At 66.3% G+C, this 15,529-nt stretch carries 19 protein-coding genes; all 19 read right to left on the minus strand.

The window, feature by feature from the left end; genetic code table 11:
• Window positions 1–4: 4 nt before the first annotated feature.
• The gene (locus LC092_RS10835; protein ID WP_224806541.1) at window positions 5–130 is read right to left on the minus strand and encodes a GpE family phage tail protein; all 126 of its coding nucleotides are present in this window, start codon (window positions 128–130) and stop codon (window positions 5–7) included.
• Window positions 127–534, minus strand: a complete 408-nt coding sequence (locus LC092_RS10840) for a phage tail assembly protein (protein ID WP_224806542.1) — start codon at window positions 532–534, stop codon at window positions 127–129. Before LC092_RS10840 ends, LC092_RS10835 begins: the two co-directional genes overlap by 4 nt.
• Window positions 535–557: 23 nt before the next feature.
• A complete protein-coding gene (locus tag LC092_RS10845; RefSeq protein WP_224806543.1) occupies window positions 558–1,076 on the minus strand; it encodes a phage major tail tube protein in 519 nt (172 codons plus the stop codon).
• A gap of 24 nt (window positions 1,077–1,100) precedes the next feature.
• A complete protein-coding gene (locus LC092_RS10850) occupies window positions 1,101–2,363 on the minus strand; it encodes a phage tail sheath C-terminal domain-containing protein (RefSeq protein WP_224806544.1) in 1,263 nt (420 codons plus the stop codon).
• A 143-nt stretch (window positions 2,364–2,506) separates the two neighbouring features.
• Window positions 2,507–3,016, minus strand: a complete 510-nt coding sequence (locus LC092_RS10855; RefSeq protein ID WP_224806545.1) for a DUF4376 domain-containing protein — start codon at window positions 3,014–3,016, stop codon at window positions 2,507–2,509.
• A 47-nt stretch (window positions 3,017–3,063) separates the two neighbouring features.
• Window positions 3,064–4,602: a hypothetical protein gene (locus LC092_RS10860; RefSeq protein WP_224806546.1), complete on the minus strand. Its 1,539-nt coding sequence runs from the start codon at window positions 4,600–4,602 to the stop codon at window positions 3,064–3,066.
• Between the two features lie 9 nt (window positions 4,603–4,611).
• Window positions 4,612–7,827, minus strand: a complete 3,216-nt coding sequence (locus LC092_RS10865) for a DUF4815 domain-containing protein (RefSeq protein WP_224806547.1) — start codon at window positions 7,825–7,827, stop codon at window positions 4,612–4,614.
• Between the two features lie 7 nt (window positions 7,828–7,834).
• Window positions 7,835–8,977: a phage tail protein gene (locus LC092_RS10870; RefSeq protein WP_224806548.1), complete on the minus strand. Its 1,143-nt coding sequence runs from the start codon at window positions 8,975–8,977 to the stop codon at window positions 7,835–7,837.
• Window positions 8,974–9,822, minus strand: a complete 849-nt coding sequence (locus tag LC092_RS10875) for a baseplate J/gp47 family protein (protein ID WP_224806549.1) — start codon at window positions 9,820–9,822, stop codon at window positions 8,974–8,976. The genes LC092_RS10870 and LC092_RS10875 overlap by 4 nt, the downstream gene beginning before the upstream one ends.
• The gene (locus LC092_RS10880; RefSeq protein WP_224806550.1) at window positions 9,819–10,199 is read right to left on the minus strand and encodes a GPW/gp25 family protein; all 381 of its coding nucleotides are present in this window, start codon (window positions 10,197–10,199) and stop codon (window positions 9,819–9,821) included. The genes LC092_RS10875 and LC092_RS10880 overlap by 4 nt, the downstream gene beginning before the upstream one ends.
• Window positions 10,200–10,202: 3 nt before the next feature.
• A complete protein-coding gene (locus LC092_RS10885) occupies window positions 10,203–10,412 on the minus strand; it encodes a hypothetical protein (RefSeq protein ID WP_224806551.1) in 210 nt (69 codons plus the stop codon).
• A gap of 22 nt (window positions 10,413–10,434) precedes the next feature.
• A complete protein-coding gene (locus LC092_RS10890) occupies window positions 10,435–11,001 on the minus strand; it encodes a phage baseplate protein (RefSeq protein ID WP_224806552.1) in 567 nt (188 codons plus the stop codon).
• A complete protein-coding gene (locus LC092_RS10895; RefSeq protein WP_224806553.1) occupies window positions 10,998–11,522 on the minus strand; it encodes a hypothetical protein in 525 nt (174 codons plus the stop codon). The genes LC092_RS10890 and LC092_RS10895 overlap by 4 nt, the downstream gene beginning before the upstream one ends.
• A complete protein-coding gene (locus tag LC092_RS10900) occupies window positions 11,519–11,998 on the minus strand; it encodes a phage virion morphogenesis protein (RefSeq protein ID WP_224806554.1) in 480 nt (159 codons plus the stop codon). The genes LC092_RS10895 and LC092_RS10900 overlap by 4 nt, the downstream gene beginning before the upstream one ends.
• Window positions 11,995–12,411, minus strand: a complete 417-nt coding sequence (locus tag LC092_RS10905) for a gp436 family protein (RefSeq protein ID WP_224806555.1) — start codon at window positions 12,409–12,411, stop codon at window positions 11,995–11,997. The genes LC092_RS10900 and LC092_RS10905 overlap by 4 nt, the downstream gene beginning before the upstream one ends.
• Before the next feature lie 34 nt (window positions 12,412–12,445).
• A complete protein-coding gene (locus LC092_RS10910; RefSeq protein WP_224806556.1) occupies window positions 12,446–12,820 on the minus strand; it encodes a hypothetical protein in 375 nt (124 codons plus the stop codon).
• 68 nt (window positions 12,821–12,888) lie between these two features.
• Window positions 12,889–13,788 carry a Mu-like prophage major head subunit gpT family protein gene (locus LC092_RS10915; RefSeq protein ID WP_224806557.1) on the minus strand — a complete coding sequence of 300 codons (900 nt, stop codon included), beginning with the start codon at window positions 13,786–13,788 and terminating at the stop codon, window positions 12,889–12,891.
• Between the two features lie 50 nt (window positions 13,789–13,838).
• Window positions 13,839–14,240: a hypothetical protein gene (locus LC092_RS10920; protein ID WP_224806558.1), complete on the minus strand. Its 402-nt coding sequence runs from the start codon at window positions 14,238–14,240 to the stop codon at window positions 13,839–13,841.
• Between the two features lie 56 nt (window positions 14,241–14,296).
• A complete protein-coding gene (locus tag LC092_RS10925) occupies window positions 14,297–15,307 on the minus strand; it encodes a phage protease (RefSeq protein WP_224806559.1) in 1,011 nt (336 codons plus the stop codon).
• Window positions 15,308–15,529: the final 222 nt, after the last annotated feature.

Genomic DNA, 15,529 nt, shown 5'->3' on the forward strand with positions numbered 1-15,529 from the left:
CCTCCTAGATGATCCGGCCGGTGAGTTTCAGGACGCGCGGGAGATCGCGGCGGTACGCCAGCAACTCCCACCAGTCGAGGGCTTCGAGTTCGGACGGCGGCCAGTGATGGACCGCCGCCAGGTCGCTCATGAACTCGGCAACTCGAACGCACTCATGAGCGCGGGAAAAAAATCGAGCGTCGCCCGTCCGACGGCGAAGAGATCGATGGGATCAAGGTCGTCGATCACCGCCGGCGACACGCCGCACATGTCGGCGAGGATCCCGGTCAATCCGTCCAGCCGCTCCGGGTCGGTCAGGAGCGCCAGCGCCTCGGCGGCCGCCTTGTCCGCCGCGCCTCCGTTGCCGGACGCGCCCAGGAGCTTCGCCGGAAAGTCCGCACCGAGAAGCGCCACCAGCTTCTTCACATGCTTGGTTCGGGGCCGCTTCATGGTGAGCGAGGAATGCGTGCGGTCCCCGTCCTTCGTCTTTTCGTCGACGGGAAAGTCCAGGGGAATGGAGATCTGGCGCTTGGGTTCGGTCACGGGATCGCTCACGGGAGGGCTCCGGGTTTGACGGGTCAGGAGAAGAGAACGCGGCGGCGACCTTCGTTGACGGGCACGCCATTGCGCACCATCCAGCCGCCGCTTTGGAAGTTGAACCGGTGCAGCACCTTGCCGTCGGCCATATAGGAGTAGTTCAGGATCGACCCGATCTTGTGGTCATACCCGCTGGCCTTGCCGCCGCTCATCTCTTCCTCGGCGATGGAAATCAACCGGCCGGTCATGTCGATGGCATGCTCGTGTTCTGTGCCGTCGAGTTCGTCCACTACGAATTTCTTGCCGGTGAAGGTGCGGCGGACACCCGGCGGTCCGCCGAACAGCCCGGTGACCCCGGGCGAGTGCGACTTGAGTTTGAAGGGAGACTCAAGCGCCTTCACGCCGAGGCCCGCCACTTGGATCTGAAGGTCGCTGCCGCCAGGCTGGAAGTCCTCGGTGATCTCCTCGAGCGGCGGTAGTTGCAGGCTCTCGATCTCGAGCACAAGGTTCTGGTCGTCGTCCACGACCAGGGTGAAGCCGCGCAGGATGGGAAGGGACATGGAAAGCTCCTCTGAGTGTCGCGCTTACGCAGCCTCGCCGACGCGTTCGAACGAAACGGCGATGCGACGATTGATCTCGTCCGCGAGCAGGTTGAAATAGACCTCGTTGCGGCGTGAGCCGAAGGTGAGATCCTCAAGCGGCGGAGCCTCTTCGGCATCGAACTCGATGCGCAGCTTGCCGGAGCGAAGCAAGGCATTGGTGTTGGTGTCCCGATCCCAATAGACGGACCCGCCAAGGATCGCGCCGATCGCCTTCAGCTCGTCGAGGAACTGGTCCAGGCTTCGCATGATCGCGATGACGAGCTGCGGGCTCAGGTTCTGGTCGTTTGCCCAGCGGAAGGAGCGCGCGATGGTCTTCTCGATCAGCGCCCGCGTGCGCACCACATTGACGAACTGCCAGAGCGGATCGGTGGAGGTCGTGCGGTTGCCCCACAGGATGCGGCCGTTCGCGGCAAACGTGCCGCCGGCGCCCTGCGACAGCCGCGCGGGAATGAAGGTGGCGATGCCGTTTTCGTTTAAGAGGTTCGCCTCGTGGTCGATCTCGCCGTCGTAGTAGGAGACCGGCCGGGCGATCCCGAGGATACCGCCGCACTCCTGGTTGGAGGGCGACCAGTACGGCCCGCCCTTTTCCTTGTCGCGCTTGATGAACAGCCCGGCGGCGAAGGGCGCGGCTGGCTTCACGACGAGATTTGCGCCGGACGCGACCTTCACCATCGGATCGACCAGATAGGCGAAGCGGTCGGAGAAGTCGGCGCGATAGGCAAGGCTTGCGTCGCGGTCGGGTCCGCCGGTGTCGAGGATGGCGATCGCCTGCAGCTTCTTGGCGACCTGTTCCAGCGCATCGGCGACCGGGTTCTTGGCGCTGGCGATCTGCCCGGCCGCATATCCCGGTGCGATCAGGAGATCCGGCTCAACGCCGACATGCCCGAGCGCATAGGTGAGCGCATGGGCTCCGGTCTGCGACGCGGCCGCGCCGACCATGTTTGCCCGCGTCGCGTCGGGATCGACGCCTTCGGCAACCCGCACCATGACGATGGAGCCTTCGATCCCTTGCGCCTTCACCGCGTTGATCACATCGAGCGCGGTTCCCGTCGCGCCAAGGAGGGCGATTTTCTCCGTCTCATGCGTGTAGAGGTGAACGGGCTCGTCGAGGGGAAACGCCGTGTTGTCGGCATCGGGCGCGGTGACGAGCGCGCCGAGCGTCGACACATCGGAAACGGCGATCGGGCGCGGGCTTTCGCCAAGCCGCAGAACGCGAGTGCCATGATTGAAGGGGGCCGTGGGCATGCGCTGATCCTCGTGTTCGGGGTCAGTGCAAACCTACGTTTCGGGGATGGAACCTCGCGCCCCTGACAGTGTCAGCAGCAAGCCTCAAAGGGCTTTCGAACGCCCTTCACGCTGCCATGAAACGGGCGTTCGGGCAACGCGGCTTATGCCGCTGCGACCGCCGCCGCGAATGCCGCCTCGACTTCGGCGGGCGTCGTGAGAGTGCCCGCGTCGATGTCGGCGATTACCGCCGCCTGTGCGACGAACGCGCCATTGATGTGTGCCAGGACTGCATCCGACAGAGCGATGATGCCGGCGGCATCCAGCGGGAAAATGCCGTTGATCGCCGACCAGTCCGTGGTGAAGCCGGGAACCTCTTGAGCCGCGACGCGCGCACCAAGGAGGTTTGTCTTTCCCTCGTGGTCGGTCGCGACCTCGATCACGTCCGGCCCGATCGTGACGGACACGCCGCCGGTCTCATGGGTGCGGCGGATCGCCGAGAGGTGCGCGTTGAGATCGGCGGTCGTAGGCGGGGGTGCGGGCGCGGGATGCGACCACGAACCCTCTGGGCTGCGCTGTGAGCCGATCTGTGTATCCGTAGGAAAATCCGTTTCCGGGATAAGCACATCCCCCACAGCGACCGGGAAGTCCGCGGGCTGGTCGATCATGATCATGTTGATCACCTCGCCGTCTCGAAGAAGTGCGTGCCTCATAGTAACCCTCAGTAGAAGATGAAGACTGCGCCACCGACACCGCCGGTGGACCACGACGGACCGCTTTTGCCACCCGCGCCGGGAAGGTAGGCCCCGTTGATGTCATAGGCGATGGGTGAATGCCCTATGTTCACAGACACGCCGCCTTGCCCCACCCACTTCTCAACATCGGCGGTGAAGGGGGTTATCGCGGCATAAAAATCAACGTAAGCACCGCTCCCCACAAAACGCCCACCGGCGCAGTCCGCTTGGGTGGGAGGTGGTCCGCTGGCTCCTGAGGATGCATTTCGCCCGCCACTGGCGGTGATTGGGCCAAACGAGGACGATCCGGCGAAGTTGTAGTTGTTCTGCCCACCCGAATTGCCAGCGCCCACCGTGACGGGCATAGATGCCCCCGGTGTGACAGTGAGATGGCCCACTACAGCCGCTCCTGCTGATCCGGAAAAATAGGTGTTAGGGGGCGCACCGCCACCACCTCCGCCGATGACGACGGCAAACACACGAGTCACCCCGGCAGGCACCACCCACGTACCAGATGCAGGGACAACCGCGACATTGGTGAGCGGCTTCATCATCGCGCTCTCTAGCGCGGCGATCTGCGCCCCGGTCGGAAGCGGCTGGCCGCCGACCGTGAAACTGTCCGCATTTACATTGCCTGCGACGTCGACCTGGTTTCCCGCCCCCGGAAGCTTGCCGACCCCAACCTGACCGGCAAACCAGCCGTGACCGTAAGTCAGGCTGAACCCAATGAACGGGATACCATCGCTGGTAAGCAGGATCTGATGGCCCCAATTCGCGATCGGCAGGCGGTTCTCCACGCCGCTGCCGGCCGCATGGTAGGCGTAGACCAAGCCGAAGTGATCGCCGAAGTTGTTGGCCGTCTCATCGATCCGGTATTGGTCGCCGATCGACCAAATCCCTTGAACCTTCGACGAAGCATAATGGCCGGCCAAGCCCGCGCGCCCGATCACGCCCTTCGACGATACTTCGCCGAGAATATCGCCAGTAAACTGAACACCCCCCGTCAGATCGAGGTCGATGGGGACAACGGCACCAGTGCTGCTCTTACCGTACACCCGCCAGGATCGGCCATTGCCATTGTAGTAGGACTGCAGTTGACTGCCGTCGTCGTAGGATCCGTTGTATGGCTTAATGTCCAAATAGCCGCTCACGATCGTCGGACCCGCAGCGTCGAGCTTACCCGCGATCGCCGCCGACCAATCCGGCCCGATCCCGACCCCGCCGCCGACCTGCGTCGTGAGCGGCCGACCGGCCGGCGCGCCGGTGATGTCGACATCCGTCAGGTCGTTGATCGCGTGCGTGTGACCGGCCGCAGCCTTGCCTTCGAGCGCCGCCTGAAGCCCGGTCACGTCACCAATGACGTGACCGTGCGAAACAAGCGCCGCCTGCGACACGGAGATCAGGAGCGACGCCACGTCCCCGTCGATCGCCTGCAGCGCTGAGATCAGCCGCTGGACGTCTGTGTCGAGTTCATTTTCCGGATCCGGAAGCTGATAGCCGCGATTGGCCGTGGTTGGTGTGAGCATTCACGCCTCCTAGATCGTCGCGACGCGCAGGTCGGCGAGCGAGGGCCGCGCCGCCGGTCCGCCGGTGAGCGTCAACCGCACGCGGGTCTGTGCGCCCCAGGTCGGTTGCGGATCGGCGACATCGATTTCATGAGTGCGGTCGACCCAGCCGGCCAGTTCCAGTGCCTCGGTTTCGGCAAGCGGGATCGCCTGCCAGGAAGAGCCCGCGTCCTGCAGCTCCACCGTCACACTCGAACCCGGTGGCAGGTTTGCCTTGAGCCAGACCGGCAAGCGCGTTGCCCCGTCGACGTTGAAGGCGCGGCTCACATAGGTCGCCGTGTCCCGGAGGCTTCCCGCGATAAGCTGCGCGCCGGGGAAGAGCGTCGGGCTGGCGATCTCAGTGCCAGTGAGCACCGCGCGCACCGTCACGGTTTCCGTCAGCCGCTCGGTGAGCTCCACGACCTGATCGGGAACCATTCGCAGGATCTCGCCGCCCGGACGCTCGACCTCGAAGACAACGCGACAGGCAGCGGTGGGCAGATCGACCGCCGCGCGGATCACGAGATCCGTACAGTCGACCAGGTCCACCGTGCCGAGCGCGATGGTTTTCGTGGTCGGCGCAAAGCGCGCGACTGCGATTTCGAACGTGATGTCCTCGTCTTGATGCGGCGTCCAGGTCCGCGCGTTGCTGGACGACAGCATGACGCCGACCGAATAGGGCTGCGCCGCCACCCGTTCCTGCCGGGTCGCATCGAAATCGCCGACGGCGGCCGAGCTGATCGCATGGGCGTCGTCGTCGCTCTTGAGGACGAAACAGACCTCACGCCCCGCCGGGATCCAGATCGGCTCGGGCAGCGCGATCGTGTGCGGCTGCCCGATCACGACCGCCGACATCTCCACGAAGGCCTGCGTCAGGACCTCCGCCGTCGGCAGTCCCTGGGCGACGGTGCGGATCTCCAGAAGGCAGGGATTGGCCGCATCGCCAACCGCGCAGAAGGTGACAGTAACGCTTGCCTGATGCCGACCCGCGCCGCCGGGCAGGATGAAGGTCTGCGCCAGCGGGTCGACTGATCCGCCTTCAAGGTTCTGCGTGGACGCATCTTCCTGCGGGATCCACACAGGCGGGTCCGACCAGCGGGTGACATTCGTGACCTGCCGCATGACCGTGATGTCGATGCGGCCCTGACCGACGAAGACCGCCGAGGCCGACGTGCCCGAGGCGCCGGTGGCGCGCACAAGCTTGCGACCTGCCGGATAGGTTTCCGCCGCAACCTCGATCGTTCCAGTCACCTCGCCATTCGCATCGGCAACAAGGGCGGGATCGGGCGTTACGTCGACGCCGTCGAAAGTGAGTTCCGACAGGATCTCGCCGGCACCAAACCCGGAGACGGCGAAGGCAATCGAGATTGGCCGCAGGAACTCGGCCAGCTCTTCGCGCTGGTCGACCTCTTCCGCCTCAGTCGTGGTGCGGGAACGGTTGCCCGAACCGAAGGTGCGTGTCGCGGCTGAGGCCCATTCCGTCCGCGTCTCCGTCCAGAAATCAGCGGCGGGCGTAAGCGCCAACTCGGCCGGGATCGGCGTGAAGTTGGAATACGGATTGACCAGCCGGCAGCGCGTTGAGAGCGGCTGCAAGACCACGGTTTCAGCCGTCCAGTCCAGCATCACCGGTGCCGCGATCGGCAAGGAAAACACCGTCGGGTCAATCGCCAACTGGCAGGAGCCCTCGAAGACGGCCGCGTCCTGGGCGATGCCGCCATCGCGATAGCGATCCGACGTGAACGGATCGACGAAGACGCCTCGCTTGGCAACCGGCTCGCGGCTGTCGATCTGGCGGCGCAGTCGCTCCAGGGCGATAAGGTCCAGCGCGTCGATCAGCCTCGTGTAGAGCCGATACAATCCCGCCACCCCAAGGGGACGCACATCGGAATTGATGATTGCCGGCGCGCCGGTCCAGGAGTTGACCACCTGGCACAGCGCCAGATGCCGCTCCGGCACCGCCGGAGGCACCGCGCGCGAGCGGCTCGCTACGCCCTCGATGTAAACGACGCGGCCGTCGGGATCGAGGCAAAGCCGGTCGATGCGCGGCAGCTTGTAGTCGTAGGTGAGCAGAACCTCGCCGCCGGTCACTCCGCCGGCCAGTGTCACGCTGGTGTCGGTGGTCGAGACCGGGGCGACCGCGTCACGGTAGCGGTATTTGACTGTGTAGGACGATCCCGCCGCCGGCTCCGCACCGCCCGGCGTCCAGTCGATGCGGTCGGCGTTGAGCACGTAGTCTGTGCCGGCGGCATAGGTCGTGCCGCCCTGTTTCACCTCGACGAGGGTCGTGACGCTGGTGTTGGCGAGCGCGTCGATCGCGCCCGCGCTCGGGCCATGCGTGACCGTCTCGACCACCTCCTTCGTGACCAGCGCCGTCACCAAGTTGGCGATCGGGGGAAAACGCAGGGCGAAGCTCGCCGTGCCCGTGCCCGCGTCATCGAAACTGTGCTGTTCGGCGTCGATCCGTTCGACATCGAAGCGCTCCGCGACCGCCAACCTCAACGAGGCGGTGCGCTGGTACTTCACGCCATCGACATTGGCGATGCCGGCTTCGACAACAAAGACCTGGTCCAGCCCGACCATCCCAAGCGCTGCCACGCGGCAGCCGTCGACGATGTAGGAGCCGTTGACGTGGCGGTCGTATGCGGCAATCGCCTGCACGGTTTCCGAGAGATCCGACGGTGGCGTCTGGTCGAGCGCCACGCCGTTCTGCAGCCGATAGACCGGATACAGCTCGCCCGGCTCGCCATCGCCACCCCAGCCCCATTGCAGCGTTTCGACGATGCGCGCGGCACCGGCCTCGCCTTCGGCGGCAGTGCCCGGCGCCAGCCCCAGGAGATCCGGGTCCTCGACCTCGGTCACGACCTCCTGGACGAGCCGCACACCGATCACCACGTCACCGACCATTGGCACGCCGGCAAGCGTCGCCTGAGCGACCGGGCGCACATCACCGCCAGCAAAGACCTTGCCGGCCTCCAGGAAGATCGAGCCGGCGGCATCGTCGACGAGGATCGCGCCGCCGTCTATGCGATCGCCATCGCGTGCGGACAGTTCGCCGACACGCTTGATCCGACCGCGCAGGACGGACTGCGCCTCGTTCAGCTCGGCCCCCTGAAGAAAGCGGCCCTCTCGGAAGACCACATCGGTGACGTCCGGCTTGGCCGGCGTGCGGTCGAAGGCGTCCGCGATCAAGTGATGCTCAAAGGCCATTCGATCCTCATTCGAAATCGAGAAGGAAGGTGACGCGCTCGCGGACCGTCTGCCCGAGCGCAATCGAGACAGGTTTGCGCGCGACCGGCGCTTGCGGCGTCACGAGATCGCCTGCGTCGATCCACAGCGCGCCGGGCTTTGCCGGGTCGGCATGATGCGCGCCGCACAGGATGCCGACTTCCGCCGCCTCTTCGCCGGCGCCATCGCCGAAGCCGGTCAGGGCCTCGACATAGACCCGGTCGCCGCCAGTGGTCGGCGCAATGCTCTCGCCGCCGAAGCGGAAGATCTCGCTTGCCGCCGGCACCACGCCGACCTGTGCAAACGCCTTTGCCCGGCGCGCGCCGATGAGCGATCCGTCGCCGCGCCAGAAGCCGACATAGGCGCCGAAGCCCGCCAGCGTCTGCGCCATCTGCGCATTGCGGGTGCCCGGCGATCCGAGCTCCGCCCAGGTCTGCGAGATCTCCGCCCAGGGCGTCTGGATATCGGCCCATCGCAGGCCGGACGATCCGTCGCCCGGTATCCAGATCCCGAGGGCCGTCAGTTCCGCCTCGCTCAAGGTGATGGCGAACGGATAGTCACGACCGAAGGACCATTTCGGCCCGTCCAGATCGCCCGTTTCCGCGAGATGCACGCCGCTGTCGTCGCCAAGAATGCAAGCACTTGCTCGCGTCCAGCCGGCCTCGGCGGCCGGAACGTCATAGCCATGCACCCCGCGCCGAAAGCGGGACCGCGCCGGCTGCGACAGCCGCGCCACGCCGTCGATCGGCACAAGGTCCGCTTCACCATCGCGCACGCGGTCGAGATCAAGCTGATAGTCCGCCCAGGCGAGCCGGCGCGCGGGCGGGTCGACGATCGCCGCCGAGTAGCCGACAAAGCCGAGCCCCATCGCCATTCCGGCATGGGTGCCGCGCAGCCGCTCCCAACGAATGCCGTCGTCGAGCAGGTCGTAGAGGTTCGGCACATAGGGCGACAACGGCCCGAGGCCGTATTCGTAGGTGAGCCAGGGCGCGAGCGCCGGCTGCGGGTTGACGATCTTCCAGCCGGCAATCGCATCCGCCGCCGGCTCCAGCCCGGCGACCACGCCGGCGCCAGTCAAGTCGAGCGAACGTTCCAGCGGCGTCGAATTGGAGGGAACCAGTGTCGTCGTCATCGACCGCGGCCTCCGTCCTCAATCGTAATGGATTGCAGCGCGATCGCTTCCGTCGGCGCGGCGACGACATCCTCGGCCGGCGCGATCACCTCGACGCGGCTCACGCCGGGTCGCATGGCCCGCGCCACCAACCATGAGGCCGTGAGATCCAGCCCAAGCAGCGCCTCAGCCGTCCAGGCCTCCTGGATGATCGCGGGCAGATCGTCGAGCACCGACTGCGGCGCATCCGGCGCGAGCCGAACGCGAAGGACAATGTTGACGAACTTGCGAACGGCCGAGGCAACCTCGAAGCGATCCGAGACCACGCGCACCGCTGGCGCGTCGAGCGCCGCGCGCACCGTGTCGAGCAGTCCTTGATCGGCAACGCCGTCCGCCTCGGTCGAGAGAACGGCGATCCGCACGGTCGGGTCGCGCCCATCACGCCAGATCGCGACGTTGCGCACGCGCACGTCCGCCGCCATCGCAACGGCCTTGTAACGCTCGGCCGGGCCGCCGGCGGAGCGGCCGAAGATTGTCAGGCGCACGCGCTCGCGCAGCCGTTCGTCCGTCTCCCCAGCAAGCCGGACCAAATCGTAGAAGGCCGCTAGATGATCAAGGTCGGAGCCGCGCGCGAATGCCAGGAGATTGGCGCGGGCCGCATCGTTGATCCGCCCACGCAGGAGCAATTCGCGATAGGCAAAGGCCTGGCAGATGATCGTCACCGGATCGGTTTCCAGACCGCCGACGTCCCAGGTGATGCCGATCTCGGCAAGGCGTGCCCGTGCGTCCTCGATGAGCGCCGCCAGCAGCGCATCGTAGTCCAGGTCCTCGATAATCGCCGGTGCGGGAAGCTGCGGGATCGTCATGCGGCCCCCACCAGGAGGTCGGCGACGCGATCCTCGCGCAAGCTGTAGTCGCCAAGGTGACCGGCCGGATAGAAGACACCATCAAGGCGGAAGACGAAGCGTCCGGACCGGCCGCCTTCGATCATGTCGATCGTGCGCAGGCGGAAACCGGGTTCCCCGTTGCGCGGGTCTTCAAGCGCATCGGCGATCGCCACATAAAGCTCCAGGAGCGTGCGCGGATTGGCCGGCGCGTCCTGAAGCTCGGGCACGCGGGAGCCGAAGTCCCGCCGCATGACGCGGGTTCCGAAACGGGTCGTGAGGATCTTGGCCATCGACTGGACGCAATGGTCGAAACCTTTCACAACCTGCCCGGTGCCAGCGTCGATCCCGGTGCGCATGGGTCAGCCCTTCTCCTTTGCGGGCGCCTTCGCGGCCGGCTTGTCGGCGTCGACGGGCTTGGCCTTGCTGACGGCCGGGTCCTCCAGCTCGCCGGCGATCACCGCATATTGCGCCTGTTCCTCGGTGAGCTTGATCGTCTTCCCCTTGCCGGGGTTGCGCACGCCGGCGACCCAGGGGCCGGCGGCTTCGAGAACGCGGTAGGATTTCTGCATGTCGGGTCTCCTGTGGATGGTGTCAGACGAGCACGTCGTCTGCGCCTTCAATGGCGCGGTGGCCGGCCTCGTCGCGGGCCTCGACGTGGTGAACCTTGCGGGTGCCGTTGTTGAGCCGGGTGCGGGCGGTGGTCACCAGCTCGTCGGCGGTGATGCGCAAGGCCGTTCCGCCGATCCCGATAACGATCGCATTGCGGGTGATCTCGATGCGGGCATCGCCGTGCTTGATAACGAGCTGCTGGTCTTCTTCGGTCGGTCGCGGGTTGTCTCGCGTGTAGCCATCCCGCACGGCCAGCGATTGCGGCCCGACCTCGCCGTGTGGTGAGAGAAGCCGCATGGTCTCGCCGACGGCGACCGGCACATGGGTGGAATAACCGCCGACGCCGTCGCCGGCGCTTTCCTGCACCTGCACCCATGGCGAAAGGAACGGCTTGCCGGTGCGCGGGTCCGGCGGCATCAGCTCAAGCCGCACCTTGTCGCCCTTGATCTCCACGACCTTGCCGGTCATGTGACTTGCCGCGAGCCGTCGGTTGAGCGCATCGACCGACTTGCGCAGGGTTCGGATCTCCCGGGCGACGGTCGGGATCATGGTGCGGCCCCCGCATCCGGATCGAAGGGCTCGCCGTTCACCTCGAAAATGAGGTCTATGGTCGGCGAATTGGCGAAGACGCCGGCGGTCGCGTTGCGCAGAACCTGCGTCCATTCGACCGCGACGACGGAAACGCCGCGCCGGTCCATCTTGCCGCTCAAAACGGGCGCGATCCGCAGCTTGGAGGGCGCGCCGATGTTGTCCAGGCCGAAGCGTTGGCGCGGTGACAGGATGGCGAGAACGGCCTCGGCCATCGCCCAGGCATCATTGTCGCGCGCGGGCTCCGAGCCCTGCACGATTGCGAAGGCCGCGCATTCAAGCGGAAGGTCATACGAACCGTCGGCGTTTGACTGGACGGGCGCGCGCAGGACGCCAATGCGCAGGCCCGGCGCGCGGATCGAATTGCGCTCCAACTCGTCGAGATCGAAGCGGCCGAGCTGCAATTCGCAGCTTTTCAGGGTCGGCAAAGCGGTCTTGAAGGTGGCTTCAACGGCGCTTCGAAAGGCGTTGATCCGGCTCATTGCAGGATACTCCCGAGCCAGTCGCGCGCAGCATGCTCGATATCGACGCGGTTTTCGGCTGAGAGCCCGAGCCATGTCCGGGCTGGCATCGTGACAGTGCGCGCGAAGACGGCCGCATCGCCGATCATGAACCGAAGCACCTTGCCCTTCTTCGGCTTGATCGTGCCGCCTTCCTGATGGATGCGGGCATAGATGAGGCCTGAGCCGACCGTGACGCCATGACTGGAGGCGATGTAATCGACCGACCGCGACAGGTGGCCTTCGGCATAAAGGATCGAAGTCCCGGCGCGGTTCGGTTTCCAGGGCGTGCCGTCCGGCGCGGTCTTTTCCTCTTCGATCCGGCGCCGCGTCTGTTCCTGGACCAGCCGGCCAATGCCGTCGGCGAGCTCGTCCTTGGGCGCGTCGGCAAGCCCTTCGATTTGCACCAGGCGCGCGGCAAGATCGCTGTCATCGATGCGGATCGCGATACCGGTCATGACCGCCCCCGGCCGAAGATACGCGGTTCGGCGAAGAAGGCGGCGCCGCTGTTGCTGGATGTTCCATCGACCGAGATCTTCGGCTCGGCCGATCCAAGGCCGGCCTTGCCCTCGGCGATGCGCTTCAGGAGATCGACCGCGTCCTTGTATCGATCCTCGATCGTGGTCGTCAGCGCGGCATGGCGGTTCGCCAGGACATAGACCGCGATATTGGCGCAAGGCGAAATCAGAACGTCCGGACGCGTGGCAAGCGGTAGCTCATAGCGCGCCGAGATATGCGCATCGATCTCGCGGGCCGCGAACTCAAGGGCGCGCGCGATCGCCGCGCCCGGATCGACATCCTCGGGGAGAATATCGGCGAGGAAGTCCGCGCCCCAGATCTCTTCGATGTCGGCTTGGCTGGCGTAGATCACGATGCACTCCGGGGTGGCGGTCGACGAGCCGGCTTCAGTCGGCCGGCTGGATCTTCACGGTCAGGGCTGGATCGCTTTCGATCGCGACGCGCTCCGCTTCGCTCAGATCGGCGAGCGGGACCTCGACCGGGTCCTTGCCGAAGGCGCGCCCGGCGCGCCGACGCGGCCGGCGCGCGGTGACCACCAGAACCTCGGCGGGTTGGGACGGCGGTTCCGATTTCTCGTCGCCCTTCGGAGCGGATTTGGCGGACGCCTTCGGCTTTGCGGCTTTCGCGGCAGCCTTGTGCTTTTCGGCCGCCTGGGGCTTGTCGGCTGCCTTGGGTTCGTTGGCGGCTTGTGTCTCGGCCGCGTTCGGCTCGGCCGGGTTGGCGGTTTCGGATGCGGTGGACGGAGATGTTTCGGGGGGCATGGCGGCCTCCTGTGAGCAGGATCGGGATCAGGGCGGGGAGACGGGCGCGGCCGGCGCGCCCGTCAGGCTCAGGCGAGATGCGGGATCTCGATGATCTGCAGCAGATTGCGGTCGGTGTTGGTCTCACCGTTCGCCAGGCGTTCGGCCAGGATCAGGTCGCGGGCGGTATCGGCATGGGTGCTGCCGACGACGATCACATTCGGCTTCACCCCGAGCGGCCGGCCCGCCTCGTTTTTCAGGTCCATCATGGCCCTTCGCGCGGCGCGCAGGTTGTCCTTGGTGAGATCGGCTTTCGACGCATGGGCCATCTGCCAGAACCCGAAGCCGGCCGCCGCGCGTCCATCGACGCCATAGGTGAACTTGTCCTGGTCGAACACGCGATCGGAGGTCTTGGGATCGTCCTTGCGCACGAAACGGTAGTCACGGCGCTTCTGGTAGATCAGCGGCTTGAGAGCCCGCGTCGTGTCCATCAGGTACCAAGGCACACCGGCGCCGGCCTGCATGTTGGAGACCGACACTTCCTTGCGCGTTTCCGGGTCGATCACCGGGTGATCGGTGTCGAAAAAGGGCTGCCCGTCGTAGCACTCCGCCTCGAAGGCCTGGTCGAGCATTTCGAAGACGAGTTCGTCGGGGTGCGCTGCGGCCGAACGGCCCATTTCGGTGAAGAGCGGCGAGTAGATCCCGATCTGGTCGTCGGAGATATCGTCCGCCTCGACTTCGACCGTGCCTTCGAACTTGCGGTTCACGATCGTGTAGCGGTGCGTCGCCATCGTTTCATAGACGCGCGAGCCGATCCATTCGCGCAGCTTCGGGAACTTGCCGAGCCAGGCATAGGAGTTTTCGCGGGTCGACGACGGGATCATCGTCGCCAGTTGCGGCCAATGCGGCTTCACCTCCGCGAAGCCGTTCTGATAGGCGCGGGAGAACCCGCGAAAGAGATCGTCGAGGGATTGCTGGTCAATGATCATCGGATGCGGTCCTTGCGGAAGAAGGGAAACTCGGGTGGCGCGGCCGGGCGCTAGATCTCGACCCAGACGCCGGCGGGGTCGACGGCGACAACGCGGCCGGCGGGCGAACGTGTGCCCGTGCCGTCGGTCGCGGCGACCGTTTCGTCATCGACGATGAAGCAGGTCGTGCCGACGTCGGCCTGGGCGACCGGGTCGGCGTCGAGATTGTCGAACTGGAAAGCGCGCTTGCGCAGGATCTCGACGCGGGCTTCGCCGTCAGCACCTTCGGTATTGTCGACGGTGCGCTCCGCGCGCCCCAGCGCGATCAACCCGGTTGCCGTGCGTCCCGGCCTGGCGAACCCGCCCTCCAGCACGACGAGCGATCCGGCGAGGATCTTCACGCCGGCCGCGACCGGGTGGCTTTCGCGCTCGGGCAGGCGCATGCGGGTCTGACGTTCCTTGATGAGGGCCATGAGGTGGATCTCCGGTCGGGCGCGGCGCGCCGTGAGTCAAAGGGCTGCGGCGCGCCTCAGGCGGTCGCGGCGTATTCCTCGTCGGACAAGCCGAGCTTCGAGGCGATGCTGCGCTGCTGATCGGTGAGCGCCGTCCTGCCGGCCGCGGGGTCCTTGTCGTCGAGATCGGACGGCTTGCCGATCACCGGCAGGGTTCCGACCAGATCCTTGAAGCGATCGAGACCGCCGTCCTGGGCGCAAAGCGCGCGGTAGTGATCGCGCGAGGCCGGGGCGATCTTGCCCGCCTTCACCGCATCCTCGATCGCCGCGTTCACTTCCGCGTCGCGGATCTTCGCCTGTTCGGCGGCGAGCGCCGTCTCGGCTGTATCGGCGCGGGCGATCGCCTGGTCGTAGTCAGCGCGTGGAACGAAGCGTTCCATGTCCGGCGCCTGGGCGGCGGCAACTGCCGTCTGGTGTTCGGTTTGGAGCCGCTCGACGGCGGCGAGGATATTGTCGATCGAAGCGCCGGCATCGAGGCCGAGCGCGCGGCAGAGGGCTGTGAGGTCCATGGAGGTCTCCGGGAGGTTGGAGGGAGCATGTTTGGAAGGATTGGGGGAAGCGGGGTCTTCGGCGCGCGACAGCGCGGCCATGCGCAGCGCCGGACGGTTGACCAGGCCGGCACCGGCAAGGCGGAGGATTTCTCCGGTCTTGGAATGGAGAAACTCGGGCGACAGGAAGCGGTATTCGCGCGCCGTAATCATCGCGCTCGCCTTGTCGGTCCACTCAACCGCGCCCCAGAGCGCGCCCTCGCGGATCTCCATCGCGGTGATCCAGCCGGCCGCCGGCGCGGTCTCGCCTTTCGGCGCGCGGTGCGCCTGGCCGTGTTCGTAGTCGATGGGGAGCGGCGCGCCGTTTGCCTTGAAGGCGGCGATCACGACTTGAGGATCGGACAGGCGCCAGCGCCGGCCGTCGCGGGCGACGAGATCCGGCCCGGCTGGGAAGAGCTGCACCCATGCGGGCGCCGCCGAGCCGGTGTCGGAGGCGATGGCGGTTGTCGAAAAAAGGGCGGTTGCGGTTCGCGTCGTCATGGGCGACAACGTGCAGGACGCACCGCATACTCGCGCCCCTGACAGTGTCAGGCGGAGATTGTCGAGCCCAGAGGCTCAGGCCCGGTCGAAAGCGTCACTTCCCCGCTTCAACACCCGCACGATGCAAACCGCACCCGCGCCCCGGCGACAGCTTCGCCGTTAAAGGGGGTTTAAAGGGGATAGGACGCGCGTTTGGGGGTGGTGGCGGGGGATTGGGGACCT

Source organism: Stappia stellulata, assembly GCF_020176715.1.
In the GTDB taxonomy this organism is placed as follows: Bacteria; Pseudomonadota; Alphaproteobacteria; order Rhizobiales; family Stappiaceae; genus Stappia.

What these genes read in the sequence shown, in the direction of transcription:
- LC092_RS10835 (WP_224806541.1), bottom strand. Translation starts at nt 130, where the DNA reads ATGAGCGACCTGGCGGCGGTCCATCACTGGCCGCCGTCCGAACTCGAA.
- LC092_RS10845 (WP_224806543.1), bottom strand. Translation starts at nt 1,076, where the DNA reads ATGTCCCTTCCCATCCTGCGCGGCTTCACCCTGGTCGTGGACGACGAC.
- LC092_RS10850 (WP_224806544.1), bottom strand. Translation starts at nt 2,363, where the DNA reads ATGCCCACGGCCCCCTTCAATCATGGCACTCGCGTTCTGCGGCTTGGC.
- LC092_RS10855 (WP_224806545.1), bottom strand. Translation starts at nt 3,016, where the DNA reads ATGATCATGATCGACCAGCCCGCGGACTTCCCGGTCGCTGTGGGGGAT.
- LC092_RS10860 (WP_224806546.1), bottom strand. Translation starts at nt 4,602, where the DNA reads ATGCTCACACCAACCACGGCCAATCGCGGCTATCAGCTTCCGGATCCG.
- LC092_RS10865 (WP_224806547.1), bottom strand. Translation starts at nt 7,827, where the DNA reads ATGGCCTTTGAGCATCACTTGATCGCGGACGCCTTCGACCGCACGCCG.
- LC092_RS10870 (WP_224806548.1), bottom strand. Translation starts at nt 8,977, where the DNA reads ATGACGACGACACTGGTTCCCTCCAATTCGACGCCGCTGGAACGTTCG.
- LC092_RS10875 (WP_224806549.1), bottom strand. Translation starts at nt 9,822, where the DNA reads ATGACGATCCCGCAGCTTCCCGCACCGGCGATTATCGAGGACCTGGAC.
- LC092_RS10880 (WP_224806550.1), bottom strand. Translation starts at nt 10,199, where the DNA reads ATGCGCACCGGGATCGACGCTGGCACCGGGCAGGTTGTGAAAGGTTTC.
- LC092_RS10885 (WP_224806551.1), bottom strand. Translation starts at nt 10,412, where the DNA reads ATGCAGAAATCCTACCGCGTTCTCGAAGCCGCCGGCCCCTGGGTCGCC.
- LC092_RS10890 (WP_224806552.1), bottom strand. Translation starts at nt 11,001, where the DNA reads ATGATCCCGACCGTCGCCCGGGAGATCCGAACCCTGCGCAAGTCGGTC.
- LC092_RS10895 (WP_224806553.1), bottom strand. Translation starts at nt 11,522, where the DNA reads ATGAGCCGGATCAACGCCTTTCGAAGCGCCGTTGAAGCCACCTTCAAG.
- LC092_RS10900 (WP_224806554.1), bottom strand. Translation starts at nt 11,998, where the DNA reads ATGACCGGTATCGCGATCCGCATCGATGACAGCGATCTTGCCGCGCGC.
- LC092_RS10910 (WP_224806556.1), bottom strand. Translation starts at nt 12,820, where the DNA reads ATGCCCCCCGAAACATCTCCGTCCACCGCATCCGAAACCGCCAACCCG.
- LC092_RS10915 (WP_224806557.1), bottom strand. Translation starts at nt 13,788, where the DNA reads ATGATCATTGACCAGCAATCCCTCGACGATCTCTTTCGCGGGTTCTCC.
- LC092_RS10920 (WP_224806558.1), bottom strand. Translation starts at nt 14,240, where the DNA reads ATGGCCCTCATCAAGGAACGTCAGACCCGCATGCGCCTGCCCGAGCGC.
- LC092_RS10925 (WP_224806559.1), bottom strand. Translation starts at nt 15,307, where the DNA reads ATGACGACGCGAACCGCAACCGCCCTTTTTTCGACAACCGCCATCGCC.